Genomic DNA, 26,696 nt, shown 5'->3' on the forward strand with positions numbered 1-26,696 from the left:
AGACCGTGACCACCACGACCGACCTGGTGTCGTACGAGGACGCTCTGGCGTCGTACGACCCCGTCATGGGCCTCGAGGTCCATGTCGAACTCGGCACCAAGACCAAGATGTTCTGCGGCTGTTCGACCGAGCTCGGTCAGGACGCCAACACGCAGACCTGTCCCACCTGCCTCGGCCTGCCCGGCGCGCTCCCGGTCGTCAACGCGATCGGCATCGAGTCGGCCATCAAGATCGGTCTCGCGCTGAACTGCGAGATCGCCGAGTGGTGCCGCTTCGCCCGGAAGAACTACTTCTATCCGGACATGCCGAAGAACTTCCAGACCTCCCAGTACGACGAGCCGATCGCCTTCAACGGCTACCTCGACGTCCAGCTGGAGGACGGCGAGACCTTCCGCGTGGAGATCGAGCGCGCCCACATGGAGGAGGACACCGGCAAGTCGACCCACGTGGGCGGCGCGACGGGCCGCATCCACGGCGCCTCGCACTCGCTCCTGGACTACAACCGCGCCGGCATCCCGCTCATCGAGATCGTCACCAAGCCGATCGAGGGCGCGGGCGAGCGTGCTCCCGAGGTCGCGCGGGCCTACGTCCGTGAGCTGCGCGAGGTCATCAAGGCGCTCGGCGTCTCCGAGGCCCGCATGGAGATGGGCCAGATGCGCTGCGACGTGAACCTGTCGCTGCGCCCGCACGGCACCGAGAAGTTCGGCACCCGTTCGGAGACGAAGAACGTCAACTCGCTGCGGTCCGTGGAGCGCGCGGCCCGCTTCGAGATCCAGCGGCACGCGGCCGTGCTGTCGTCCGGCGGGACGATCATCCAGGAGACCCGGCACTTCCACGAGGACACGGGGTCCACGACCTCGGGCCGCGTGAAGGAGGAGGCCGAGGACTACCGGTACTTCCCCGAGCCGGACCTCGTCCCGGTGGCCCCCTCCCGCGAGTGGGTCGAGGAGATCCGGGCCGGGCTGCCCGAGCTGCCGCTGGTCCGCCGCAACCGCCTGGTCGCGGAGTGGGGCATCACGGCCCTCGACATGCAGGCGATCCTCAACGCCGGTGCCCTGGACCTGATCGTCGCCACGATCGACGCCGGTGCCGACGCGGCCTCCGCCCGCAAGTGGTGGATGGGCGAACTCGCCCGCAGCGCCAACGAGTCGGGCAAGGCGCTCGACGAACTCGCGATCACCCCGGCGCAGGTCGCCCGGGTCACCGAGCTCGTCGCGAAGGGCGACCTCAACGACAAGCTGGCCCGCCAGGTCATCGAAGGCGTCCTCGCGGGCGAAGGCACCCCGGACGAGGTCGTCGACAAGCGCGGTCTGAAGGTCGTGTCGGACGAGGGTGCCCTCGGCACCGCCGTCGACGAGGCCATCGCCGGCAACCCGGGCATCGCCGACAAGATCCGCTCCGGCAAGGTCGCCGCGGCCGGTGCCCTGGTCGGCGCGGTCATGAAGGCGACCCGCGGTCAGGCCGACGCGGCGCGCGTCAAGGAGCTGATCCTGGAGAAGCTGGGCGTCAGCGAAGGCTGAGCCGAAGCACGCGACAAGGCACGCGGTACGGCCCCGGAGGACATGTCCTCCGGGGCCGTACGGCTGTCCACGGCTACTTACGGCGTCCTACGAGCCGTACGAATCCGAGCGTCCGACCCTCGTCGGCGCGCACCAGATCCACCGAGTCGCGGGCCATGTCGGCCATCCACGCGTAGGGGCTCTCCTCGGCGCAGACCTCGCTCCACAGCAGCCAGTCCTTCCAGCCGTCGGGCTGCCATTCGGCGGTCTCGACCTCGACGGCCCCCGTGCGCGTCCACTGGCGCCGCCACCAGGCGGCGGAGTGGAACGCCCAGAATCCGGCGTCCCAGAAGGGCTTGAGGTGCTCAGGGGGCTCGTCGCCCTCCAGCTCCTCCCGTACCGCGGGCATCACGACCCCGATCCGCCCGCCCGGCTTCAGCAACCGGGTCAGCGTGGGCAGATAGAGGTCGTTCGTGCCGAAGTACTGGTACGCGTCGATGCTCACGATCGCGTCGAAGCTCGCCTCGGCGAACGGCAGGTCGTGCGCCTCCGTGTGCACGGGAAGCACCCGGTCGGCGAAACCGGCCTCGGCGATGCGCTTGGCGTTCTCGTCCGGCTTGACCCACAGGTCGGCCGCGGTGACCTGGACGTCGTACTCCCTGGCCAGGAAGACCGAGGTCATCGCGCGGCCGCAGCCCAGGTCGAGCACGCGGGCACAGGGCCGCAGGGTGTCGAGGCCCAGGGCGGGCGCGAGCCACTCCAGCAGCCACAGCGCGTTCGGGCCCATCTGGTTCTCGATGACCCAGCGGGCGTCGTAGCTGTTGCTGCGGGGGTAGCGGGCCTGGGTCAGCCGTCGGGTGAGGTCCTCATTCGAGGTCTGCGAGGTCCTCGGGGTGATGTCGTCTGGCATCGGTGAACGGGCTCCTTGAGTCCTGAGAGACGGAAAGGGATACGGCGGAGCTCGGTCGGACGCTCAAACAACGCACCTGCTTCGGTCGGGGGCCGGACGGGCCCGGGATCTCTCAGCGGAACACGCTACGCTCGCCCGCCATGAACGGTCCTGCGAATTCCGAGCCATCCGACATACAGGAGGAGTACGACGGTCAGGTGCTGGACGCCCGGAGGGCCCGCTGGACGGCCTCCGGCACCGGCGCCCTGCTGGCCCTCGCCGGCCTGGCCGCGGCGGCCCTGCGCGCCGCCGGCTCCGCCCCCGCACTCGTGCCGGCGGCCTACGCCTTCGGCGCCGCGGTGTGCGCGCTCGCGGCGTTCCTGGGCTCCCGCGGGCGCACCCGCAGAGCCCTGTGGCTGCTGATCGCGGGCGTCATGGTGATGGCTCTGGGCGACCAGTTCGACTGATGTGACAGAGTGACCGTTACTGTCCTGTGATCTGCCTCCCACTCCTGTGAATAAGCGCACGATCGCGATAAACGATCACTTTTGCCTGCGAGAGTGGACCACGCATTGCTCATGCGTTCTTTGCGGGCCGTTCACATCCGGACGACTGTTCCCGGTCAAAGATCCACAATTCACCACCCCCTGGGAGCACGTTCGTGGCAGCCCTCGCACGCTGGTGTGTCCGACGACGCCTGGTCGTCGTTCTCCTGTGGCTCCTCGCCCTCGGCGGAGTGAGCGCGGCCGCCGCCGTCACCGGCTCCGCGTACTCCAACGACTACGAGGTCCCCGGCACCGAGTCCGGCCGCGCCACCCAGCTGCTCCAGGACGGCTTCCACAACCTCGGCGGCGACAACGACACCGTCGTCTGGCACGTCACCTCCGGCTCGGTCCGCGACGCCGACGTCGAACAGACGATGACCGCGACCCTGGACAAGATCGCGGACCTGCCCGGGGTGGCCGCCGTGGTCAGCCCCTACGACGCGCAGGGCGGCCGGATCAGCGCCGACGGGCACACCGCCTACGCCACCGTCACCTTCGACCGCTCCGCCGAGGACATCGACACCTCCGAGGCGCGGGCCGTGGTGGACACCGCCAAGGACGCGGAGGCCGACGGACTCCAGGTGGAGCTGGGCGGCAGCGCCGTCGCCCTCACCGAGCCCTCGGGCGGGCATGTCGCCGAGATCGTCGGCGTCCTCGTGGCCGCGCTGGTGCTGTTCCTCGCCTTCGGCTCGCTCGCCGCCTCGCTGCTGCCCATCGCCACCGCCCTGGTCGGCGTGGGCACCGCGTACGCCGGGATCGTGCTCCTCGGGCACGCCATGACCGTCGCCGACTTCGCGCCCATGCTCGGCATGCTGATCGGGCTCGGCGTCGGCATCGACTACGCGCTCTTCATCGTCACCCGGCACCGACGCGGGCTGAAACGCGGCCTGGGTGTCGCCGAGTCCATCGCGAACGCGGTCACCACCACCGGACGGGCGGTCGTCTTCGCGGGTGCCACCGTTTGCATCGCCCTGCTGGGCATGCTGATCCTCCGGCTCGGTTTCCTCAACGGCGTCGCGATAGCCGCCTCCCTCACCGTCGTCCTCACGGTCGCCGCGTCCGTGACCCTGCTGCCCGCCCTGCTCTCCCTCATCGGCATGCGCGCCCTGAGCCGGCGCGAGCGGCGCCGCCTCGCCGAGCACGGGCCCGAGCCCGAACTGCCCACCGGGTTCGCCCACCGCTGGTCCGCGTTCGTGGAACGCCACCCCAAGCTGCTCGGGGCGATCGCCCTGCTGGTCATCACCGTCCTCGCCCTGCCCACCCTGGGCCTGCGCCTCGGCACCTCCGACCAGGGCAACGACCCCCGGTCCTCGACCACCCGACAGGCCTACGACCTCCTCGCCGACGGCTTCGGGCCCGGCGTCAACGGACCGCTCACGCTGGTGACTCGTGTCGACGGCGCCGAGGACAAACTGCTCCTCGACAACCTCGACGCCACCCTGCGCACCACTGAGGGCATCGCCTCCACGACCCCGGTCACCTACGACACCGGCGGCGACCTCGCCTACTTCACGGTCGTCCCCGACTCGGCCCCGCAGTCCCGGCAGACCAGCGACCTCGTCGACCGGCTGCGCACCGAGGTGCTCCCGCGCGCCGAGACCGGCACCTCCCTCGACATCCACGTCGGCGGGATGACCGCCTCGTACGACGACTTCGCGGACGTCATCGTCGGCAAGCTGCCCCTGTTCGTCGGCGTCGTCATCGGCCTCGGCTGTCTGCTGCTCCTGCTGGCCTTCCGCTCCGTCGGCATCCCGCTGAAGGCCGCCGCGATGAACGTGGCCGCGGTCGCCGCCGCCTTCGGAGTCGTCGTGGCGATCTTCCAGTGGGGCTGGGGGAGCGAGCTGCTGGGACTGGGCCGCGCCGGACCCATCGAACCCTTCCTGCCCGTGATCATGGTGTCGGTCCTCTTCGGGCTCTCCATGGACTACCAGGTCTTCCTGGTCAGCCGGATGTACGAGGAGTGGCTGGAGACCGGCGACAACCGGCGGGCGGTCCGCGTCGGCCTCGCCGAGACCAGCCGCGTCATCAACTCCGCCGCGGTCATCATGATCTCCGTCTTCCTCGCCTTCGTCCTCAGCGGCGACCGCGTGATCGCCATGTTCGGCATCGCGCTCGCCGCCGCCGTGGCCCTCGACGCCTTCGTCCTGCGCACCTTGCTGGTGCCCGCCCTCATGCACCTGCTCGGCGGCGCCAACTGGTGGCTGCCGGGCTGGCTGGACCGCCGGATGCCCCGCATCAGCATCGAACCTCCCGAGTGCCGTGCCGCACATGAGAGGCTCACCGATGTCGTGGAGCAGGACGTCGTGGAGCAGATGGAGAGGGAGCGGGACGAGGATGTACGCGATATCCCTGGGTGAGGACGCCGAGCTGCGGCCGCTGGAGCCGTGGCACGCCGAGGAGTTCCTGGCCCACCTGGAGCGCGGGCGCGAGTTCATCAATCAGTACATCCCCTTCGCCGCCAAGGCGACGGACGCGGAGGGCGCGCGCGAGGTGCTCCAGCGCTACGCCGACCTGCGCGCCGCCGACACCGGCTCCCTGCACGGCCTGTGGCTGGAGGGCAAGCTCGTGGGCGGAGTGCTCTTCCTGAACTTCGACGCCGAGAACGGCAACGGCGAGGTCGGCTGCTGGCTGGAGCCCGCCGGCACGGGGCGCGGCCTGGTCACGCGTGCCATGCGGGTACTGATCGACTTCGCCGTGGACCAGCGCGGCATCCACCGGATCGAATGGGTCGCGTCCGCAGGCAACACCGCCAGCCTGAACGTCGCCCGGCGCCTGGGCATGACCCGCGATGGCGTACGGCGGGAGGCCTACCCCTATCGTGGCGTGCGGCACGACCTGGAGGTGTGGTCGATTCTGGCCCCCGAATGGCGTGAAGCACGCGGGCGTGCCGTTCACAGCGATCATTAAGAGACCTCTCAGACAGGATCCGTACGGTGCCCGACATGGGAACGAAGACAGCTGACGAGACCGGCGCCGAGACGGGCGCCGAGACCACGACCGACCAGGAGAAGGTGAACGTCGCCAAGACCGACGAGGTGGCGGAGGCGGAGGCCACCCCGGCCGAGGACACCGCCGCCGAGATCACCGACGAGATCGACGACGAAGAGGGCGACGAGCTGCCCGAGGTGCCCCAGGAGGAGGGCCCCACCGGCGTCGGCCAGGGCGCGGGCGCCGTCGTCTCCGCCGCGCTCGGCCTTGTCTCGCTCACCGGCAGCTGGATCGGCACCGTGGCATCCGCACGGCAGTCGCTCATCGGCCAGCTGCACGCGCAGACCGCGACCTCCTCCGACGTGGCCAAGCTCCTCGACGAGGGCTACGGCGACGCCTGGAAGGCCACCGCGCTGTGGGGCGGCGTCTTCGCGCTGATCGCACTGATCGTCGGTGTCGCGGTGCTGGTCCGGCCCGCCTTCGGCGCCCCCGGCAAGCCGCAGGCCACCTGGATCAAGTCCGTCGCCTGGGGCGGTGTGGCGCTCGGTGTCATCGGCCTGCTCCTGGCCGTCCTCAAGTACACCGACTTCCTGCTCGACCTGCCTTCCGCCTGAATCGGCGCAGGTCACGAGGGGTCTTAGGGCGTCCGTAGGTACCTTACGGAGTCCCTGAGGCCCCTCACGCGCGTCTAAGGCCCCTGTGGCTCCCGAAGATGCGGAACTCTCCCGATGTGGCGCACCCCCCTCGGAGACGAAGGTAGAGGCATCGCAGAAAGCGAAGCCCGAAACCGACTCCGACAAGGACCACGCCATGTATCCCGAGTACGAGATCTCGCAGTACCGCTCCGCCGAACTCATCCGCCAGGCCGAGCAGGAGCGGCTCGCCCGCGAGACCCTGCGCGGCCGCCGCGCCGCCCGCCGCGAAGCCGCCGAACGCACCGCGGAGACCGATTCGCATACCGGCCGCCCCCGGCGGCACCGGTTCCTCCGCACGGCGTGAGCGCCGGGGGGAGGGAGGACGGCCGCACGGCTCTGTCCGTCCCCGCGGTCACCACCGCGGCCGTCCTCCCGGCGACCGGGGCCGGTCGGGAACCCGGGCTCGCCCCGAAAACGGGTGCCGTCCTGTCGTACCCGCATGCCATGCTCGGCCCTGTGGAGACCAGGTCCGTCAGTCCCGTGTTCGTCGGCCGCACCGAAGAACTGAACAGCCTGCACGAAGCGCTCTCCCGCGCCGCCGCGGGAGAGCCGCAGGCGTTGCTGCTGGGTGGTGAGGCAGGCGTCGGAAAGACCAGGCTCGTCGAGGAGTTCGCCACCGCCGCCTGCCGGCAGGGCGCGGTCGTCGCCCTCGGAGGCTGTGTCGAGATCGGCGCCGACGGACTGCCCTTCGCCCCCTTCTCCACCGCCCTGCGCGCCCTGCGCCGCGCCCTGCCCGAAGAACTGGCCGCCGCGGCCGCGGGCCAGGAGGAGGAACTGGCCAGGCTGCTGCCCGAGGTCGCCGAGGCACACCCCGCCCGGGGCACCGGCCGGCACGACGAGGAGAGCCTCGCCCGCCTCTTCGAACTCACCGCCCGCCTCCTGGAGCGCGTCGCAGCCGAACGCACCGTCGTCGTCGCCCTGGAGGACCTCCACTGGGCCGACGCCTCCACCCGCCACCTCCTCGCCTACCTCTTCCGCACCCTGCGCACCGGCCGCCTGGTCGTCCTCGCCACCTACCGCGCCGACGACATCCACCGCCGCCACCCGCTGCGCCCCCTGCTCGCCGAACTCGACCGCCTGCGCACGGTCCGCCGGATCGAACTCGCCCGCTTCAACCGGGACGAGGTCAGCCGCCAGATAGCCGGCATCCTCGCCACCGAACCGAACCCCGCCCAGGTCGACGACATCTTCGAACGCTCCGACGGCAACGCCTTCTTCGTCGAGGAACTCGCCGTCTGCGCCACCGAGGGCTGCGGCACCGGCCTCACCGACTCTCTGCGCGATCTGCTCCTGGTCCGGGTCGAGGGGCTGCCCGAGAGCACCCAGCGAGTCGCCCGGGTTGCCGCCGAAGGCGGCTCCACCGTGGAGTACCGGCTGCTCGCCGCCGTCACCCGGCTCGCCGAGGACGACCTCATCGAGGCCCTGCGGGTCGCCGTGAACGCCAACATCCTCATCCCGGCACCCGACGGCGACGGCTACCGCTTCCGGCACTCCCTGGTCCGCGAGGCTGTAGCCGACGACCTGCTGCCCGGCGAACGCTCCCGCCTCAACCGCCGCTACGCCGAAGCCCTGGAGGCCGACCCCACGCTCGTCCCGGCCGACGAGCGGGTCATGCGCCTGGCCAGTTACTGGTACCACGCCCACGACGCGGCCAAGGCGCTGCCCGCGGTCCTGGACGCCTCCGTCACCGCCCGCCGCCGGCACGCCTACTCCGAGCAACTCCGGCTCCTGGAGCGCGCGATGGAGCTGTGGGACAGCGCTCCCGAGAACGTCCGGGCCGACCTGCGGCCCGTCGACTACACCGAGGTCTACCCTCCCTGCGGCTGCGACCCCGCCACCACCCCGCTGCGCTACCTCGACCTGATGGCCGAGGCCGCCGTCGCCGGCCGCCTGGGCGGCGAACGCGAACGCGCCCTGAAGATCACCAAGCGGGCCCTGAACCTCCTGGCGGACGACGACGGCGACCCGCTCCGCGCGGCCTGGTTCTGGGTCCAGCGCTCCCATCTCATCCAGGGTCTGACCCGGGGCGACGGCTGGACCGAGCTGGCCACGGCCCAGGACCTGGTCCGCGGTCTGCCGCCGTCCGAGGTGCACGCCGAGGTACTGGCCAACGTCGCCCACTGGTCCATGATCCACATCCCCGGTCCCGACGCGATCTCGGCCGCCGAGCGCGCAGTGGAGTACGCACGCATGGTGGGCGCCCGCGAGATCGAGATGAACGCCCGCCTCACCCACGCGGGCCTGATCGTCGAGTCCGGGGGCGTCGACAGCGGGCTGGCCGAGATGTTCGAGATCCTGCGGCAGACACTCGAGGACGGCATCTCCGCCGTCGCCAGCCGCGTCTACGTGAATCTGCCGAGCGCCCTCGAATCCATCGGGCGCTCCCGGGAAGCCGTACCGGTCCTGGAGGAAGGGATCGGCTACGCACGGAAGTTCGGCCTGTCCGACAAGGAGGCGTGGATCTGGGGCAACCTCGCCGAATCCCTCTGCTCCCTGGGCCACTGGGACCGGGCCGCGGAGGCCGCCACCAAGGCCGAACTCGTCGGCCAGAGCGCCAAACCCCGCGGCTTCCACGCCGCCACCCGCGCCCAACTCGCCCTCGCCCGCGGCGAGCCGGCCGAGGCCGCCCGCCAACTCTCGGCCGCCCGCGGCTACTTCGGCACCCATGACCGGGCTCCGCAACACGAGATCCCCCTCTGCGAACTCGCCATCGGCATCGCCGCCGCCGAAGGCCGTCTCCTGGACGCCCGAGCCGAACTCGAACGCGTCCTGGACGTCGGCTTCCCGCCCGGCACCCAGCGCTACGCCTGGCCCCTGCTCCTGTCCGCCGCCGTCATGGAGGCCGACAGCCTCGCCCTGCCCGTCGCCGAACAGGGCCGCACGAAGATCCTCGACCGCATCCGGGAGGCCGCCAGGCCCCTCGCCACCAACGCGCCCGTCTGGCTGGCCCACGAACGCTGGCTCCGCGCCGAACTGCTGCGCGCCGAGCGCGCCGACACCCCGGACCACTGGTGCGAGGCCCTCATCGCCTTCGAGCCCCTGGAGCGCCCCTACGCTCTCGCCCGCGTCCGCCACCGGCTCGCCCAGGCCCTCCTGTCGGTACCCGGCGGCGCCGAGCAGCCCGAACGCGACCGAGCCACGGAGCTCCTGCGCCTCGCCCACGCCACCGCCGACCACCTCGGCGCCCGGCCCCTCGCCGACGCGGTCACCCTTCTCGCCCAGCGCGCCCGCCTCGTCCTGACCGGGGCCCCGGCGCCCGACCGGGGCGACCCGGTGCGCTCCCTGGGCCTCACCGGCCGCGAACGCGATGTCCTGCGCCTGGTCGCCCAGGGCCGCACCAACCGCCAGATCGCCGAGGAACTCTTCATCTCCCCGAAGACGGCCAGCGTCCACGTCTCCAACATCCTCGCCAAGCTCGGCGTCTCCGGAAGGGGAGAGGCGGCGGCGGTGACCCACCGGCTGGGGCTGTTCCCGGCGGAGGTGCTCCACGCGCCGGTCACAGAGTGAGGCGTACGGTGTAGGAGACCGGCACGGGAGGCCGCATGTTCAACATGTTCGAGGAACTGTTCGCACCCGGCCGCAAGCACACCCACGACGAGCAGAAGCGGCTGGAGCTGACCCGCGAGGACGTCGGCGACGGCGACCCCGGACGCGGACCGATAGATCTCACGTCCGGGAAGGTCGTCGTCCGCAGGCCCAAGCCGGACCAGGACGAACCCGAGGCCGAGGGGGAGCGTCCGGCTAGCTGACCTGTATCTCCAGGATCTTGTCGTCCCCCGCCTTGGGGCTGCCGCGGCCGTCGGTGTTGCTGGTGACGAGCCACAGCTTGTCCCCGCCCGCGGCGACCACCGTGCGCAGCCGGCCGTACTCGCCCTTCAGGAACGACTGCGGGTCGGCGGAGGCCGCCGTGCCCTTCAAGGGGACGCGCCACAGGCGCTGGCCCTTCAGACCGGCCATCCAGACGGAGCCCTCGGCGTAGGCGACCCCGCTGGGGGAGGCGTCGTCGGTCTGCCACTGGGCTATCGGGTTGTGGAACTGCTTGTCGTCGGACCTGCCCTCGGCCGTCGGCCAGCCGTAGTTGTCGCCTGGCTTGATCGCGTTCAGCTCGTCCCAGGTGTCCTGGCCGAACTCCGAGGCGAACATGCGCTGTTTGGAGTCCCAGGTGAGGCCCTGCACATTGCGGTGGCCGTACGAATACACCGGGGAGCCCGGGAACGGGTTGCCCGGGGCCGGGTCGCCCTCCGGGGTCAGGCGCAGGATCTTGCCGCCCAGGGAGTCGCGGTCCTGGGAGAGGCCGGTGTTGCCGCTCTCGCCGGTGCCCGCGTAGAGCATCTTGTCCGGGCCGAAGGCGATCCGGCCGCCGTTGTGGATGAAGCCCTTGGGGATGCCCTTGAAGACGGTGTCGGGGGCGCCCAGCTGCTCGCCGGACGCCTTCTGCTCGTCGTAGACCATCCTGACGATGCGGTTGTCCGAGTCGGAGGTGAAGTAGGCATAGACCATGTGGTCGGAGGCGTAGTCCGGGGACAGGGCGATGCCCAGGAGACCGCCCTCGCCCGCCGCGGAGACCCCGGAGACCTGGCCCAGCTCCGTCTTCCGGCCCGACGTGCCGTCGACCCTGGTGAGGGTGCCCTCGTCCCGTGAGGAGACGAGCAGGTCGCCGTCCGGGAGCGGGGCGAGGCCCCAGGGGGTCTTGAGGTCCTCGGCGACCGTGCGCACGACCTTCACCGAGCCCTTCGCCGGCGGGGTCGCCTCCGCGGCCTGCTGGGTGGGCGTGGACCCCGAGGCCGTACTGCTCGATGAGGCGCTGTCCCCGCCGTCCGGTGAGCCGCCTCCTCCGGTGCCGTCGGAGGAGCAGCCGGCCGTCAGCAGGAGCGTGGTCGCGGCCAACACGGCCGTCACAGCTCGACGATGCACGATCATGGTCCCTTCGAAGCGGCGAGTCCTACCTGTCATACACCGCTCACGCCCCACAGGTTCCCGATCTCCCGCCCCCGATGCACACCGGCTCGCGCCGTGTGGACGGCATGGGCGGAGTGGGTGGGTTTGCTGGTGCGTGGTCTGGAGGAGAGCGGACGGGTCCGCCGATCGGCCGCCGCGTGCCGGCCCCCTTCCTTGAACGCGCTCCGCCGCTCCCGAGGTCCCACGCGCTCCGCCGCTGCCGGGGTCCCAGGTGCCCCCGACCGGTCCGCCGGCCTCACGCCCCCAGTTCGGTCCGCTGGGCCCACGCCTCAGGCCGGTCTACTGGTCCCACGCGCCCTGACTGGGGGCGTGGGCCTCACGCCCCAGACCAGTCCGCTGTTCCCGCGCGCCCCTGACTGGTTCGCTGAGTACACACCCCCGACCCGTCCGCTGGTCCACGCCCCCCTACCGGTTCGCTGGCCCCACGCCCCGGACCGGTTTCGCTGGCCCCACACCCCACCAGCACGTTCGCTAGTCCCACGACCCCTGGGCCGCCGGCAGTTGTGCCACCTCCGTGAGGTCCTGGGTGGTCAGGCGGAGGGTGGCCGCCGCTGCGTTCTCCGTCACCCAGCGCTCCTGCTTGGTGCCCGGCACCGGGACCACGTGACCGCCCTGTGCCAGCACCCACGCGAGTGCCACCTGGGCCGGGGTCACTCCCTCCCCGTGCCGGGCCGCGATGCGGCGCAGGCCGGAGACGATCGGCTGGTTCGCGGCCGTCATCTCGGCGGTGAAGCGGGGGTGGCGGGCACGGACGTCGTCCGGTTCGAAGCCCTCGCCCGGGGTCAGGGTGCCGGTCAGGAAGCCGTTGCCGAGGGGCATCGCCGCCAGGAAGCCGATGCCGCGCGCGGCGCACCACGGCACCAGCGTCTCCAGCGCCTCCGGCGACCACACCGACAGCTCCGCCTCCACCGCGCTCACCGGGAAGACCTGCTGGACCCGCCGCAACTGCCGGATCGTCGCGTCGTACAGCCGTGTCCCGGAGCGGCGCCCGCCCCGCGCCCCCATCGCGCACAGCCCCAACGACCGTACCTTTCCGGCCTGTACGAGCTCCGCCATCGCGCCCCAGGTCTCCTCGACCGGGACCTCGGGATCCTCGCGGTGCAGCTGGTAGAGGTCGATCACATCGGTCTGGAGGCGCCGAAGAGAGGCGTCGCAGGCCCGTTTCACATAGCCGGGGCGGCCGTTGGCCACGATGTGCTGCTCGCCCACCAGCAGACCGACCTTGGTCGACACGAACGCGTCCTCGCGCCGCTCCTTCAACACCCGCCCCAGCAAAAGCTCGTTGGTGAACGGGCCGTACATGTCGGCCGTGTCCAGCAGCGTCGAACCCAGATCGAGCGCCCGGTGCACGGCCCTGACCGACTCGTCGCCCCGCTGCCGCGACCCGCTGTAGGCCCAGCTCATCGGCATGCACCCGAGTCCGACGGCTCCCACCGCGAGCGCCGCCGCGCCGATCGTCCTGCGCTCCACCTGCTCGTGACCCTCCCTCTTCCGGCCCCCAACCTAACCTCTGGGCTCGGGAGTGCCTGACATAGCCTCCAGAGCATGAGTGCTGACGTGTGGCTTCCCATCCCGCCCGACGACATCGAGGGGCTCCCCGAAGGCCCCGACTACCGCTTCTGGAACGGTGAGGAGGACTTCCCTGCGGACCCGGCCGACTGCGCGTACTACGTCGTCCCCTACATGAAGCCCCTGGACGTCGTCCTGCGGCCGATGCCCCACCTGAGCTCCGTCGAGGTCGTGCAGACGCTGTCGGCCGGCGTCGACAACGTGACGCCGGGCCTGAAGCACCTGCGGTCCGGCGTGCGGCTGTGCAACGCGCGCGGTGTGCACGAGGCGAGCACCGCCGAGCTCACGCTCACCCTGATCCTCGCCTCGCTGCGCGGGATCCCCGGCTTCGTGCGGGCCCAGGACAAGGGGGAGTGGCGCGGCGGGTTCCACCCCGCACTCGCCGACAAGAGCGTCCTCATCGTCGGCTACGGCTCGATCGGCTCCGCCATCGAGGACCGGCTCGTGCCGTTCGAGGTCGCGCGGGTGGCGCGCGTCGCGCGCTCCGCGCGCACCACGGAGCGCGGCCCCGTGCACCCGCTCGCCGAACTGCCCGCCCTGCTCCCCTCGGCGGACGTCGTCATCCTGTCCACGCCCCTCGACGAGACCACACGTCATCTGGCCGACGCCGACTTCCTGGCCCGTATGAAGGACGGCGCGCTCCTCGTGAACGTCGCCCGCGGTGCCGTGGTCGACACCAAGGCGCTGCTCGCCGAACTGGACACCGGCCGCATCACCGCCGCCCTCGACGTCACCGACCCGGAGCCGCTGCCCCTGGAGCACCCCTTGTGGCGGGCGCCGGGCGTACTCGTCAGTCCCCACGTCGGAGGACCCACGTCCGCGTTCCTGCCGCGCGCCAAGCGCCTGTTGGTGGACCAGTTGAACCGCTATGTGAACCAGGAGCCGCTGCGCAACGTGATCCTTACGACGGGACCGGACGGCGCGTGACGCGTACCCAGCGCGCTGTCGGGCGCGGGCGCGCAACAGGCGTGTAATCCGTTTCCGGTACCCTCCGCAACCTTTCGGACGCGTTCCGTGCCCACATCGCCGCTGGTCGTCACGGAGCGTAGAGGAACTATGTCCCTGAGTGACGAGACTGGTGTATCGTCCCGACAGGGGCTGCGCCGCGCACCGTTCGGCGCCGGGGATGGACATTGCAGACTGTGAGGGGGGCGACGGGCGATGCACGGCCTATGGACCAACGATCCGACGCGGCGGGGCCGCCGGCTCCGACCCTGGCACACAGCCGCGCGCAGACGCGGCCACCACGCCGGTCACGGCGGTCACCACAGCCATCACCACCGCAGGCACAACAGCCGCAGGAGGCATGCGCACCCGGCGCACCCGGACCCCCGGGACCCCGGAGCGGCGCGGACCGGGAGGGCCCGGTGAGTTCGCCCCCGTCTCCCACGACCACTCTCGACGGAGCGCTGCGGGCCCGGCCCGCACGGGGGGCGCTGCCCTCCCGGCCGCCGGCCTTCCGCGGCGGGTCGAGCCTGGTCCACCAACTCCTCCTCGCCCTGGTGTGCGCGGGATACGCCGTCGGTTCCGCACTCGGCTGGGGCTCGCGCGAAGCGGCCCTGATCATGGGCGACTTCGGGCTGAGCGCCGCGGCGGGCACCGCCGCCGTGTCGTGCTTCGTCTACGCCCGCAACCGCAGGGTCCGCTTTCGGCCCGCCTGGCTGCTCTTCGCGCTCTCCTCGACGATGGCGTCCCTCGGCAACCTGATCTGGGGGTGGTACGAAGTCGTCCTGGGCCGCAACGTGCCCAACCCGAGCTACGCCGACCTGTTCTTCCTCTGCTTCGCGCCACCCGCCATCGTGGGCCTGCTGGTCCTCGCCAAGCGGCCGGTGACGAAGGCGGGTTGGGTCTGCCTGGGCCTCGACGCCTGGCTGATCGGCGGCTCGCTGCTCACGCTCTCGTGGAGCCTCGCCCTGGCCCAGGCGGCCAAGTCGGAGGGGCCCAGCGTCGCGCACACCGCGCTGTCCCTGGCGTACCCGCTGCTGGACATCGCCCTGGTCAGCATGGTCCTCGCCCTGCACTTCCGGCGCTCGGCGGTCAACCGCACCGCGGTGAACACCGCGATCGGCGCGCTCGCCCTGACCGTGATGTGCGACGCCCTGTTCACCTCGCCGCTGCTCCACAACAACTACCGCTCCGGCCAATTGCTGGACGCCGGCTGGTTCGCCGGCTCCCTGCTCCTCGCCTACGCCCCCTGGGCCGCGCCCCGGCTGTCGGGCGGTGACCGGCAGCGGCCGGCCGGGCACACGCGCGTGGTCCACGAACACCTGCCCAGGCAGCGGTTCGGGATCCAGCACCACCCGTCCGCGCAGGGAGCGCAGGGCGGTGAGCACGGTCGGTATCCGGCCACCCGCCCCATCACCGGGTCGCTGGCGGCCCTCACCCCGTATCTCGCCGCCGCCGTCTGCACGCTGGGGATCCTCTACAACGTCCTCAACGGCCGCAGCGTGGACCGCGTCGTGCTGCTCACCGGCGGCACCGTCGTGCTCGCGCTCGTGATGCGCCAGGGCATCATGCTGCTCGACAACATCACCCTCACCCAGGAACTGGCGCAGAAGGAGAACCACTTCCGCTCCCTGGTGCAGGGCTCCAGCGACGTCATCATGATCGCCGCACCCAACGGCATCCTCCGCTACGTCTCCCCGGCGGCCGCAGGCGTCTACGGATGCCCCGCCGAGGAACTCGTGGGCACGGAACTGGCCGGTCTCATCCACCCCGAGGACCTGGGCTGCGTGGTGCACGAGGTGCGCCGCTTCCTCGCCGCCAACCCCCTCGAAGAACCCACCACCCGCATCGAGTGCCGCTTCAAGTCCGGCGACGGCGGCTGGCTCAACGTCGAGTCCACCGTCAACCGTCACCACGGCGGCCTCATCTTCAACAGCCGGGACGTGACCGAAAGAGTGCGCCTGCAGGCGCAGCTCCAGCACAACGCCGAGCACGACCCGCTGACCGACCTGCCCAACCGCGCCCTGTTCACCCGGCGCGTCCAGCAGGCCCTGTCCGGCCGCCGTTCCTCCGACCGCGGCACGGCCGTCCTCTTCATCGACCTGGACGGCTTCAAGGCCGTCAACGACACGATCGGACACCAGGCCGGGGACGAACTGCTCGTCCAGGCCGCCCGCAGACTGCAGGACGCGGTCCGCCACGGCGACACCGCATCCCGGCTCGGCGGGGACGAGTTCGCCGCCCTGATCGTCGGGGACGGCACCCGGGACCGCACCGCACGCGAAGGCCACATCCTGGAGCTCGCCGACCGTCTCAGGATCACGCTCTCGCAGCCGTACCTCATCGACGGCAACGATGTCCGGGTCGCCGCCTCCATCGGTGTCGCCTTCGCCGAACCCGGCCTCGGAGCGGGCGAGCTCCTGCGCAACGCGGACCTCGCGATGTACCGCGCCAAGGCGGGCGGCAAGGGCCGCGTCGAGCTGTACGCGCCCCAGATGCAGCAGGACGTCGTCCGCAAGGCGGAGCTGGCCACACGCCTGCGTGCCGCGCTGCACGACGGCGAGTTCGCCCTGCTGCACCAGCCCGTGGTCTGTCTGGAGGACGGCCGGATCACCTCGCTCTCCGCCCAGGCGCGCTGGCGCTCCTCCCAGGGGGTGCTGTTCACGCCCGCGGAGTTCCTGCGGGTGGCCGAGGACAGCGACCGGACGCAGGAGCTGGGGCGCTGGATCCTGGAGGAGGCCGTGGAACAGGCCGCCGAGCGGGCGGCCAACGGCCTCACCGTGCCCGTGGCGGTCAGGATGAGTGCCCAGCGGCTCCTCGACCGCTCGCTGCCCCTGGGCTCCGTCGAGGCGCTGTTGACCCGGCACGGGCTGCCCTCGGGCTCCCTGGTCATCGAGCTCTCCGACACCGACCCCCGGGTCTCCCTGGACGAGCTGGAGCGCCGGCTGACCGCGATCCGGCGCGTCGGGGTCCGGATCGCTCTGGACGGGTTCGGCAGCGGTTACGCGGCGATCACCGCGCTGCGCAGACTCCCCGTCGACGTGCTGAAGCTCGACCGCAGTCTGGTCGAGGGCGTCGTGGAGTCCGCCCGGCTGCACAAGATCACCAGCGGGCTGCTCAGGATCGCCGGGGACCTCGGGCTGCAGTCCGTGGCCGACGGGGTGGACCTTCCCGAACAGGTGGTCGCCCTGCGCGCGATGGGCTGCACGCACGGCCAGGGCATGGCGTTCGCCGGGCCGTTGGACGAGTACCGGCTGCGCAGGGCGCTGGCCTCGGGGCACTATCCGGTGCCGCACGGCTCGGCGGAGCCCGCGTTCGCCGGCGGGGGTGCGGGGGTGTACACCGGTGGCATGACTGCCGTACTCGGTGGTGGGACGCCCCTCCGCTCACATAATGAGACTCCCGTCCCACCCACTTGACAGTGAGTGCGTGCCGGGGGGAGGGTCAGTCTCATGCGCACCCGAATTCTCGTACTTGGAAAGCGCGTCGGCTGACGCTGAGCCACAGACCGCTCAGCGATCCCCACCCGGCGCGCTCCCCTCGCTTGCCTTATGGCACGAGGGGTTTTTTGTTGCCCAGCCTCCCCACCTCAGCTTCACACCCTCAGCATCGAGAAGAGAATGACGATGACCGAGCAGGCCACCGGGGCCCATCCGCAGCCGCGGCCCCGATCCGGAGGACAGCAGTCCGCCCCCGAGCACGTCACGGGCGCGCAGTCCCTCATCCGCTCTCTCGAGGAGGTCGGCGCCGAGACGGTATTCGGTATCCCCGGCGGTGCCATCCTTCCGGCGTACGACCCGCTGATGGACTCCACCCGCGTGCGGCACGTCCTGGTCCGTCACGAGCAGGGCGCGGGTCACGCGGCCACCGGTTACGCGCAGGCCACCGGCAAGGTCGGCGTCTGCATGGCGACCTCGGGTCCCGGTGCCACCAACCTGGTCACCCCGATCGCGGACGCCCACATGGACTCGGTGCCGCTCGTGGCGATCACCGGGCAGGTGGCCTCCAAGGCGATCGGCACGGACGCCTTCCAGGAGGCGGACATCGTCGGCATCACCATGCCGATCACCAAGCACAACTTCCTGGTCACCAAGGCCGAGGACATCCCGCGGGTCATCGCGCAGGCCTTCCACATCGCCTCCACGGGCCGCCCCGGACCGGTCCTGGTCGACATCGCCAAGGACGCCCTCCAGGCGAAGACGACCTTCTCCTGGCCGCCCGTCATGGACCTGCCCGGCTACCGTCCGGTGACCAAGCCGCACGCCAAGCAGATCCGCGAGGGCGCCAAGCTGATCACCCAGGCCAAGCGGCCCGTCCTCTACGTCGGCGGCGGTGTCATCAAGGCCGGTGCCACCGCCGAGCTGAAGGTCCTCGCAGAACTCACCGGAGCTCCCGTCACCACCACCCTGATGGGGCTCGGCGCATTCCCCGACAGCCACCCGCTGCACGTGGGAATGCCGGGCATGCATGGTTCGGTCACCGCCGTCACCGCGCTGCAGAAGGCCGACCTGATCGTCGCCCTCGGTACCCGCTTCGACGACCGCGTCACGGGCAAGCTGGACAGCTTCGCCCCGCACGCCAAGATCGTCCACGCCGACATCGACCCGGCCGAGATCGGCAAGAACCGCGCCGCCGACGTGCCGATCGTCGGTGACGCCCGCGAGGTCATCGCCGACCTGGTCCAGGCCGTCCAGAAGGAGCACAGCGAGGGCCACCAGGGCGACTACACCGCCTGGTGGAAGGACCTGTCCCGGTGGCGCGAGACCTACCCGCTCGGCTACGACCTGCCCGCCGACGGCTCGCTCTCCCCGCAGCAGGTCATCGAGCGGATCGGACAGCTCGCCCCCGAGGGCACGATCTTCGCCGCGGGCGTCGGCCAGCACCAGATGTGGTCCGCGCACTTCATCCAGTACGAGAAGCCCGCGACCTGGCTGAACTCCGGCGGCGCCGGAACCATGGGCTACGCGGTCCCGGCCGCGATGGGCGCCAAGGCCGGCATGCCGGGCAACACGGTCTGGGCGATCGACGGCGACGGCTGCTTCCAGATGACCAACCAGGAACTGACCACCTGCGCCCTGAACAACATCCCGATCAAGGTCGCCATCATCAACAACGGCGCCCTCGGGATGGTCCGGCAGTGGCAGACCCTCTTCTACAACCAGCGCTACTCCAACACCGTGCTGCACAGCGGCCCGGAGGACATCAACCCGGACGCGAAGGGCACGCGCGTGCCGGACTTCGTGAAGCTGTCCGAGGCGATGGGCTGCGTGGGCCTGCGCTGCGAGCGCCCGGAGGACCTGGACAAGGTCATCGCGGAGGCGAACTCCATCAACGACCGTCCCGTCGTCGTCGACTTCATCGTCCACGAGGACGCGATGGTGTGGCCGATGGTCGCCGCCGGCACCTCCAACGACGAGATCATGGCCGCCCGGGACGTCCGCCCCGACTTCGGCGACAACGAAGACGACTGAGCGAGAGAGACGTAAAAGATCATGTCCAAGCACACGCTCTCCGTCCTGGTGGAGAACACCCCGGGCATCCTGGCCCGGATCGCCGCCCTGTTCTCCCGCCGCGGCTTCAACATCGACTCGCTCGCGGTCGGTGTCACCGAGCACCCCGAGATCTCGCGCATCACGATCGTGGTCACCGTGGTCGACGAACTGCCGCTGGAACAGGTGACCAAGCAGCTCAACAAGCTGGTCAACGTCCTGAAGATCGTCGAACTGGAGCCGGGCGCCGCGGTTCAGCGTGAACTCGTTCTGGTGAAGGTGCGCGCCGACAACGAGACGCGCTCCCAGATCGTCGAGATCGTCCAGCTGTTCCGCGCCAAGACCGTCGACGTCTCCCCGGAGGCCGTCACGATCGAGGCCACCGGCTCCAGCGACAAGCTGTCCGCCATGCTCAAGATGCTGGAGCCCTTCGGCATCAAGGAACTGGTCCAGTCCGGCACCATCGCGATCGGCCGCGGCGCGCGCTCGATCACGGACCGCTCGCTGCGCGCCCTCGACCGCAGCGCGTGACACCGGGTACGGGCGGCCCCGGCCGCCCGTATACCGAGACCCCGACACTTCATCTCAGCCCGCCGTCATACGGTGGGACGCAACACCTGCACACAAGGAGAGAACCCAAAGTGGCCGAGCTGTTCTACGACGCCGACGCCGACCTGTCCATCATCCAGGGCCGCAAGGTCGCGGTCATCGGTTACGGCAGCCAGGGCCACGCCCACGCGCTGTCGCTCCGTGACTCGGGTGTCGACGTGCGTGTCGGTCTGCACGAGGGCTCCAAGTCCAAGGCCAAGGCCGAGGAGCAGGGCCTGCGCGTGGTGACGCCCTCCGAGGCCGCCGCCGAGGCCGACGTCATCATGATCCTGGTCCCGGACCCGATCCAGGCCCAGGTCTACGAGGAGTCCATCAAGGACAACCTGAGCGACGGCGACGCGCTGTTCTTCGGCCACGGCCTGAACATCCGCTTCGACTTCATCAAGCCGCCGGCCAATGTCGACGTCTGCATGGTCGCCCCCAAGGGCCCGGGCCACCTCGTGCGCCGCCAGTACGAGGAGGGCCGCGGCGTTCCGTGTATCGCGGCCGTCGAGCAGGACGCGTCGGGCAACGCCTTCGCGCTCGCGCTGTCGTACGCCAAGGGCATCGGCGGCACCCGCGCGGGCGTCATCAAGACGACCTTCACCGAGGAGACCGAGACCGACCTGTTCGGTGAGCAGGCCGTTCTCTGCGGTGGTACGGCCGCGCTGGTCAAGGCCGGTTTCGAGACGCTGACCGAGGCCGGCTACCAGCCGGAGATCGCGTACTTCGAGTGCCTGCACGAGCTGAAGCTCATCGTCGACCTCATGTACGAGGGCGGCCTGGAGAAGATGCGCTGGTCGATCTCCGAGACCGCCGAGTGGGGCGACTACGTCACCGGCCCGCGGATCATCACGGACGCCACCAAGGCCGAGATGAAGAAGGTCCTCGCCGAGATCCAGGACGGCACCTTCGCCCGTGAGTGGATGGCCGAGTACCACGGCGGTCTGAAGAAGTACAACGAGTACAAGCAGCAGGACTCCGAGCACCTGCTGGAGACCACCGGCAAGCAGCTCCGCAAGCTGATGAGCTGGGTCGACGAGGAGGCGTAGGTCTCCGTGCGGGGTCGGAGCGGACAGCTCCGGCCCCGTTGTCCAACCCGTCGCATCACGGACGGGTGATCCTTCCACAGAGGCGTGGGACGACCCTTGCCGCGCCACTACACTGCCGTACTACATACGCGTCAGGCCCACAGCGTCGTGCGTCTCCAACGCGGCCAGTACCCTCCACCGCCTGCGGCCGTCGGGACGGCCGTCCGCACGCAATGGACTTGTGAGGACTCACGTGAGCTCGAAACCTGTCGTACTCATCGCTGAAGAGCTGTCGCCCGCGACCGTGGACGCGCTTGGCCCGGACTTCGAGATCCGGCACTGCAACGGAGCGGACCGAGCCGAACTGCTCCCGGCCATCGCCGATGTCGACGCGATCCTGATCCGCTCCGCCACCAAGGTGGACGCCGAGGCCATCGCCGCCGCGCACAAGCTGAAGGTCGTCGCCCGAGCCGGCGTCGGCCTGGACAACGTCGACGTCTCCGCCGCCACCAAGGCCGGCGTGATGGTCGTCAACGCGCCGACCTCCAACATCGTGACCGCCGCCGAGCTCGCCTGCGGTCTCCTCGTCGCCACGGCCCGCCACATCCCGCAGGCCAACGCCGCGCTGAAGAACGGCGAGTGGAAGCGCAGCAAGTACACGGGCGTGGAGCTCGCCGAGAAGACCCTCGGTGTCGTGGGTCTGGGCCGGATCGGTGCGCTGGTCGCTCAGCGCATGTCCGGCTTCGGGATGAAGGTCGTCGCCTACGACCCCTACATCCAGCCCGCCCGCGCCGCCCAGATGGGCGTCAAGGTGCTGTCCCTGGACGAGCTGCTCGAGGTCTCCGACTTCATCACCGTCCACCTGCCCAAGACCCCCGAGACCGTCGGCCTCATCGGCGACGAGGCGCTGCGCAAGGTCAAGCCGAGCGTACGGATCGTCAACGCCGCGCGCGGCGGGATCGTCGACGAGGAGGCGCTGTACTCCGCCCTGAAGGAGGGCCGGGTCGCCGGTGCCGGTCTCGACGTGTACGCGAAGGAGCCCTGCACCGACTCCCCGCTCTTCGAGTTCGACCAGGTCGTCGCCACCCCGCACCTCGGCGCCTCCACCGACGAGGCCCAGGAGAAGGCCGGTATCGCCGTCGCCCGCTCGGTGCGCCTCGCGCTCGCCGGTGAGCTGGTGCCGGACGCGGTGAACGTCCAGGGCGGCGTGATCGCCGAGGACGTCAAGCCGGGCCTGCCGCTCGCCGAGCGCCTCGGCCGGATCTTCACCGCGCTCGCCGGTGAGGTCGCGGTCCGCCTCGACGTCGAGGTGTACGGCGAGATCACCCAGCACGACGTGAAGGTGCTGGAGCTCAGCGCCCTCAAGGGTGTCTTCGAGGACGTCGTCGCCGAGACCGTGTCGTACGTCAACGCCCCGCTGTTCGCGCAGGAGCGCGGTGTCGAGGTGCGGCTGACGACCAGCTCGGAGTCGGCCGACCACCGCAACGTCGTCACCGTGCGCGGCACGCTCGGCAGCGGCGAGGAGGTCTCGGTCTCCGGCACGCTGGCCGGTCCCAAGCACCTCCAGAAGATCGTCGCGGTCGGCGAGTACGACGTGGACCTGGCGCTCGCCGACCACATGGTCGTCCTCAAGTACGAGGACCGCCCCGGTGTCGTCGGTACGGTCGGGCGGATCTTCGGAGAGGCGGGCATCAACATCGCCGGCATGCAGGTCTCGCGTGCGATCGCCGGTGGCGAGGCGCTCGCCGTCCTGACGGTCGACGACACCGTTCCCGCGGGTGTGCTGACCGAGGTCGCCGAGGAGATCGGCGCGACGTCCGCGCGTGCGGTGAACCTGGTCTGACGCTGCACCACGAACGCCGGGCGGGCCGAGGGTTTCCTCGGCCCGCCCGGCGCTTTTCCGTCACACGGGCACCTTCTCCGGCTCCGCTGCCTCCTCGGGCGTGTGCAGCTCGACCCGGCGCAGTGTCACCGCAGCCAGCACCGCCGCCCCCGCGAGCAGCACCGCCCCCGCGATCGCCGCCCCCTGCATCCCGCTGGTGAACGCCTCCCGGGCCACGGTCGCCAGCCCCGGTACCCGATCGGCGACGGCCAGCGCCCCGCCCAGCGTCTCGCGGGCCACGCCGGGTGCCGAGGCCGGCATGTCGTGTCGGTAGAGGGCCGTACCGATGGAGCCGAGGACCGCCATGCCCAGCGCACCGCCGAACTCCGAGCCGGTCTCCATCAGGGAAGACGCGGCACCGGCCCGCTCCACCGGGGCGGTGCCCATCGCGAGGTCCATGATCTGGGACATCACGATGACGCCGCCGACCGCGAGGACACCGCAGGAGGCCAGCACCAGCCACATCGAGTCCGTACCGGCGAAGGCCAGCAGCGCGAAGCCGGCCGCGGCGATCGCGAAGCCCGCGGTGACGACAGAGGCGCGGTTGACGCCCTTCTGGACCAGCGCGGTCGCGACCGGCGCCGCGGCCCCGATCGGCACTGACGGCAGCAGCGCCCACAGGGCGGCCTCCAGCGCGCTCTTGTCGAGCACGGACTGCAGGTACTGCGTGGTGAAGTAGGCCGACCCCATGATCCCGAACGCCGAGACGAGGTTCAGGGCGACGGACGGCGCGAAGCCGCGGCCGCGGAACAGAGCGGGGTCGATCATCGGCGAGGCCGCGGTGCGCTGGCGGTGGACGAAGAGGGCCGCGAAGAGCAGGCCGACGGTGATCGAGACGACGTAACGGACGTTCCAGCCCTCCGAGGGGATCTCCTTGAGGCCGTAGACCACGGGGAGCACGGCGGCCATCGACAGGGGGACGCTCAGCCGGTCGAAGCGGCCGGGGGTGGCGTTCCGGGACTCGGGGAGCAGGGCCGGGCCGAGGACCAGCAGCAGTGCCATCGCGGGCAGGTTGACCAGGAAGACCGATCCCCACCAGAAGTACTCGACCAGCACACCGCTCATCACCGAGCCGAGCGCGATCCCGGCCGTCATCACGCCGGACCACAGACCGATCGCCTTCGCGCGCTGGCCGGGGTCGGTGAACATCGTGCGGAGCAGGGCCATCGTCGACGGCATCAGGGTCGCGCCGCCGATACCGAGCACCGCGCGGGCCGCGATGAGCATCTCGGCGCTGTTCGCGTACGCCGCCACCAGTGAGGCGGTGGCGAAGGCGGCGGCGCCGATCAGCAGGAGCCTGCGGTGGCCGACGCGGTCGCCGAGCGAGCCCATCGTCATCAGCAGGCCGGCGAGCACGAACGCGTAGATGTCGAAGATCCACAGCTGCTGGGTGCCGGTCGGCTCCAGGTCCGCGCTGATGGACGGGATCGCGAAGTAGAGGACCGAGACGTCCATCGAGACCAGCAGCAGCGGGAGCATCAGCACGCCGAGTGCGGTCCTCCCCCAGAGGGGGGACTCCCAGCGTCGCCCGGCGCGGCCGGACGGGGTGGTGGTGCTCGTCGAGTTCGTCATGCCGGTGACTATACGAGCGTCTTAAACGCTTGTCTATGACGATTGTATAAATCGCTTGTCTAGATAGGCTGGGCGCATGGGACATCGCGAGGATCTACTCGAAGGCGCCAAGCGCTGCCTGCTGGAGAAGGGGTTCGTGCGTACGACCGCGCGCGACATCGTCAAGGAGTCGGGGACCAACCTCGCCTCGATCGGCTACCACTACGGCTCGAAGGACGCACTCCTGGCGCAGGCGTACGTGTCGCTGGTCGAGGCGATGGGCGACGCCTTCGAGGGGGACGGGACCGCCCTGACCGCCGAGCCCGGCTCCCTCGAACGGTTCCAGGAGGTGTGGTCGAACGTCGTCGCCACCATGCGGGAACCCGGCTCGATCTGGCACCTCAGCATGGAGATCGTGGTCATGGGCGATCAACTGCCCGAGGTGCGCGACCACTTGGCACGGGCCCAGCGGGAGGCCGGACGTGGGTTCGTTCCGATGCTCATGGGCGGGCGCGAGGAGGACGTCTCGGACGAGACCGCCGACACCCTCGGCATGTTCTACGTGACCCTCATGACCGGCCTCATCGCCCAGTGGACCTTCGACCCGAAGACCGCGCCCACCGGCGAACAGCTCACCGAGGGTCTGCGTCAGATGATCGCCGGAATGACGAAGAGCAGGACCACCAGTCGCGGTTGACCAGGCCGCGGGTCAGCGGGCCGTACATCGAGAGGGTGGGGCACCGACCCCGGGAACCCGACCGGGACCTACAGCCGCATCCCCTTCAGCGCCATGTGCAGCAACAGCCGGTCCTCCCCGTCGTCCAGGTCCAGGCCGGTGAGCTGTTCGACGCGGGACAGGCGGTAGTAGAGGGTCTGGCGGTGGATGCCCAGCTCGGCTGCGGTGCGGGCGGCCTGGCCCGCGCAGTCGAGGTAGGTCTCGGCGGTGCGGGCCAGTTCGCGGTGGGCGGGGGACAGGAGGGGGCGTACGACCGGGTCGTGGGCCGTGTCCGGGGGGAGTGAGGTCAGCAGGCGGTACGGGCCGATGCGGGACCACTCCGCGACCGGGCCGAACCGGGGTTCCGCGAGGGCGGCCCGGGCCGCGGCCGACGCCTCCTGCCAGGCGGAGGCCAGCTCGGCGAGGCCCACCCGCGCGGCAGCGATCCCGGCGGCGACCGGAGCCACCGCCGTGTCCCGCGCCGCGCCCTGCGTGCCTTGGACCGGCCGGTCGCCGCTGCCGCCTTCCGGTGCGCCGCCCTTGTTCCCGGTCGCGCGCGTCTCGCCGTCGGCGCCCGCTCCCACGCCCCGCGCCCGCTCCAGCAACCGGGTCGCCGCGGAGTTCGCCGGGGTCAGCGTGTCCGTCGCCCGCAGGCGCACCAGCGCGGCCAGCGACTGGGCCGAGACGCCCCACGGCACCGTGCACGAGGCCGTCGCGTGCGGGATCGTACGGGCCGACGGGGCGTCCTCCGGGTCGGCGGACGGCCACGGGGCGACGCACACCACGGCGTACGGGCCGTCGCCGCGGGACCCCAGTGCCGTGCGCAGGGCGGCCACCGCCATGTCGGCCTGCCAGCCGCGCTCGGCGGTCAGCACCGCCCGCAGCTCCCGGCTCAGGTCGGCCCCGTGCTGCGCCTCGTCCGCGAGCAGGGCGCCGATCCGGGCCGTCACCCGCATGGCCGCGTCCAGCTGCGGGTCGGTCGGGCCGGGGTCGCCGGGGTCGGAGTCCAGGAGCCAGACGTAACCGAGGACGACCCCCCGATGCCGTACGGGCAGACAGATCCGTCCCCGGTGGACCCCCGCCTCAGGGGTCGGCGGGATCCGCACCGGGCCGGCGGCCCGCGTGATGCCGAAGCCCTCGAACCAGGTACGGACCGCGGCCGTGGAGCGCCGGGTCAGGATCGAGCGGGTGCGGACGGGGTCCAGCGCCGACGGATCGAGCTCGCCCTCACTGTCGTACGCACCGAAGGCGATCAGCTCGAAGTCACGGTTCTCCAGGGTCGCCGGGACGCCCAGGAGCTCCGAGATCTCGTCGACCAGCTCCTGGTACTCACCTCTGGAATCCGTCGTCACCCGGACATTCTCCCGCACGACACCGGGCCCTTCATACATCTGTCTGAGATCTGCGGCAC

General features: G+C 70.9%; 20 protein-coding genes. 15 read left to right on the forward strand and 5 right to left on the reverse strand.

What is annotated here, in order from left to right:
* Positions 1 to 5: 5 nt before the first annotated feature.
* Entirely contained in the window at positions 6 to 1,520 is a 1,515-nt protein-coding gene (gatB, locus tag IOD14_RS08380) for an Asp-tRNA(Asn)/Glu-tRNA(Gln) amidotransferase subunit GatB (RefSeq protein WP_123991777.1), read from the forward strand.
* 73 nt (positions 1,521 to 1,593) lie between these two features.
* On the opposite strand, the gene IOD14_RS08385 is transcribed toward gatB, so the two are convergent.
* Positions 1,594 to 2,409 (reverse strand): methyltransferase domain-containing protein, encoded by an 816-nt coding sequence (locus IOD14_RS08385; RefSeq protein ID WP_123991778.1) that lies wholly within the window; start codon positions 2,407 to 2,409, stop codon positions 1,594 to 1,596.
* Positions 2,410 to 2,549: 140 nt separating this feature from the next.
* Between IOD14_RS08385 and IOD14_RS08390 the strand changes: the two genes are divergently transcribed.
* The 7 genes from IOD14_RS08390 (at position 2,550) to IOD14_RS08420 (ending at position 10,305) form a co-directional block, all read left to right on the forward strand.
* Positions 2,550 to 2,855: a hypothetical protein gene (locus tag IOD14_RS08390; protein ID WP_123991779.1), complete on the forward strand. Its 306-nt coding sequence runs from the start codon at positions 2,550 to 2,552 to the stop codon at positions 2,853 to 2,855.
* A 194-nt stretch (positions 2,856 to 3,049) separates the two neighbouring features.
* Positions 3,050 to 5,290: an MMPL family transporter gene (locus IOD14_RS08395; protein WP_123991780.1), complete on the forward strand. Its 2,241-nt coding sequence runs from the start codon at positions 3,050 to 3,052 to the stop codon at positions 5,288 to 5,290.
* Positions 5,268 to 5,840: a GNAT family protein gene (locus tag IOD14_RS08400; protein ID WP_123991781.1), complete on the forward strand. Its 573-nt coding sequence runs from the start codon at positions 5,268 to 5,270 to the stop codon at positions 5,838 to 5,840. The genes IOD14_RS08395 and IOD14_RS08400 overlap by 23 nt, the downstream gene beginning before the upstream one ends.
* A gap of 35 nt (positions 5,841 to 5,875) precedes the next feature.
* On the forward strand, positions 5,876 to 6,475 hold the full coding sequence (locus IOD14_RS08405) for a hypothetical protein (RefSeq protein WP_212669975.1): 600 nt from the start codon (positions 5,876 to 5,878) through the stop codon (positions 6,473 to 6,475).
* 196 nt (positions 6,476 to 6,671) lie between these two features.
* On the forward strand, positions 6,672 to 6,860 hold the full coding sequence (locus IOD14_RS08410; protein WP_123991783.1) for a hypothetical protein: 189 nt from the start codon (positions 6,672 to 6,674) through the stop codon (positions 6,858 to 6,860).
* A 140-nt stretch (positions 6,861 to 7,000) separates the two neighbouring features.
* Positions 7,001 to 10,063 (forward strand): helix-turn-helix transcriptional regulator, encoded by a 3,063-nt coding sequence (locus IOD14_RS08415; RefSeq protein WP_212673227.1) that lies wholly within the window; start codon positions 7,001 to 7,003, stop codon positions 10,061 to 10,063.
* Between the two features lie 35 nt (positions 10,064 to 10,098).
* On the forward strand, positions 10,099 to 10,305 hold the full coding sequence (locus IOD14_RS08420; protein ID WP_123991785.1) for a DUF6191 domain-containing protein: 207 nt from the start codon (positions 10,099 to 10,101) through the stop codon (positions 10,303 to 10,305).
* Here IOD14_RS08420 and IOD14_RS08425 read toward each other — a convergent pair.
* Both IOD14_RS08425 and IOD14_RS08430 read right to left on the reverse strand, forming a co-directional pair.
* Entirely contained in the window at positions 10,298 to 11,509 is a 1,212-nt protein-coding gene (locus tag IOD14_RS08425; protein WP_123991786.1) for a PQQ-dependent sugar dehydrogenase, read from the reverse strand. The two genes, IOD14_RS08420 and IOD14_RS08425, sit on opposite strands and share 8 nt — an antisense overlap.
* 477 nt (positions 11,510 to 11,986) lie before the next feature.
* Positions 11,987 to 12,985: an aldo/keto reductase gene (locus IOD14_RS08430; protein WP_212669976.1), complete on the reverse strand. Its 999-nt coding sequence runs from the start codon at positions 12,983 to 12,985 to the stop codon at positions 11,987 to 11,989.
* 75 nt (positions 12,986 to 13,060) lie between these two features.
* On the opposite strand from IOD14_RS08430, the gene IOD14_RS08435 reads away from it, so the two are divergent.
* The 6 genes from IOD14_RS08435 (at position 13,061) to serA (ending at position 22,980) form a co-directional block, all read left to right on the forward strand.
* Complete coding sequence (locus IOD14_RS08435) at positions 13,061 to 14,011, forward strand: 2-hydroxyacid dehydrogenase (RefSeq protein WP_212669977.1); 951 nt, start codon at positions 13,061 to 13,063, stop codon at positions 14,009 to 14,011.
* 440 nt (positions 14,012 to 14,451) lie between these two features.
* Entirely contained in the window at positions 14,452 to 17,448 is a 2,997-nt protein-coding gene (locus IOD14_RS08440) for an EAL domain-containing protein (protein ID WP_212669978.1), read from the forward strand.
* Between the two features lie 207 nt (positions 17,449 to 17,655).
* Complete coding sequence (locus tag IOD14_RS08445) at positions 17,656 to 19,500, forward strand: acetolactate synthase large subunit (protein WP_174269332.1); 1,845 nt, start codon at positions 17,656 to 17,658, stop codon at positions 19,498 to 19,500.
* A 21-nt stretch (positions 19,501 to 19,521) separates the two neighbouring features.
* Positions 19,522 to 20,049 (forward strand): acetolactate synthase small subunit, encoded by a 528-nt coding sequence (gene ilvN, locus IOD14_RS08450; RefSeq protein ID WP_123991791.1) that lies wholly within the window; start codon positions 19,522 to 19,524, stop codon positions 20,047 to 20,049.
* A 110-nt stretch (positions 20,050 to 20,159) separates the two neighbouring features.
* Positions 20,160 to 21,158, forward strand: coding sequence for a ketol-acid reductoisomerase (gene ilvC, locus IOD14_RS08455; RefSeq protein ID WP_123991792.1), 999 nt, complete (start codon positions 20,160 to 20,162; stop codon positions 21,156 to 21,158).
* Between the two features lie 232 nt (positions 21,159 to 21,390).
* Positions 21,391 to 22,980: a phosphoglycerate dehydrogenase gene (gene serA / locus IOD14_RS08460; protein WP_007384881.1), complete on the forward strand. Its 1,590-nt coding sequence runs from the start codon at positions 21,391 to 21,393 to the stop codon at positions 22,978 to 22,980.
* 60 nt (positions 22,981 to 23,040) lie between these two features.
* On the opposite strand, the gene IOD14_RS08465 is transcribed toward serA, so the two are convergent.
* Positions 23,041 to 24,591 (reverse strand): MFS transporter, encoded by a 1,551-nt coding sequence (locus IOD14_RS08465; protein WP_212669979.1) that lies wholly within the window; start codon positions 24,589 to 24,591, stop codon positions 23,041 to 23,043.
* A gap of 76 nt (positions 24,592 to 24,667) precedes the next feature.
* Between IOD14_RS08465 and IOD14_RS08470 the strand changes: the two genes are divergently transcribed.
* Positions 24,668 to 25,267, forward strand: coding sequence for a TetR/AcrR family transcriptional regulator (locus IOD14_RS08470; protein WP_212669980.1), 600 nt, complete (start codon positions 24,668 to 24,670; stop codon positions 25,265 to 25,267).
* Positions 25,268 to 25,335: 68 nt separating this feature from the next.
* Here IOD14_RS08470 and IOD14_RS08475 read toward each other — a convergent pair whose 3' ends face one another.
* A complete protein-coding gene (locus IOD14_RS08475) occupies positions 25,336 to 26,676 on the reverse strand; it encodes a helix-turn-helix domain-containing protein (RefSeq protein WP_212669981.1) in 1,341 nt (446 codons plus the stop codon).
* Positions 26,677 to 26,696: the final 20 nt, after the last annotated feature.

Origin of the sequence: Streptomyces sp. A2-16 (genome assembly GCF_018128905.1) — a bacterium.
In the GTDB taxonomy this organism is placed as follows: Bacteria; Actinomycetota; Actinomycetes; order Streptomycetales; family Streptomycetaceae; genus Streptomyces.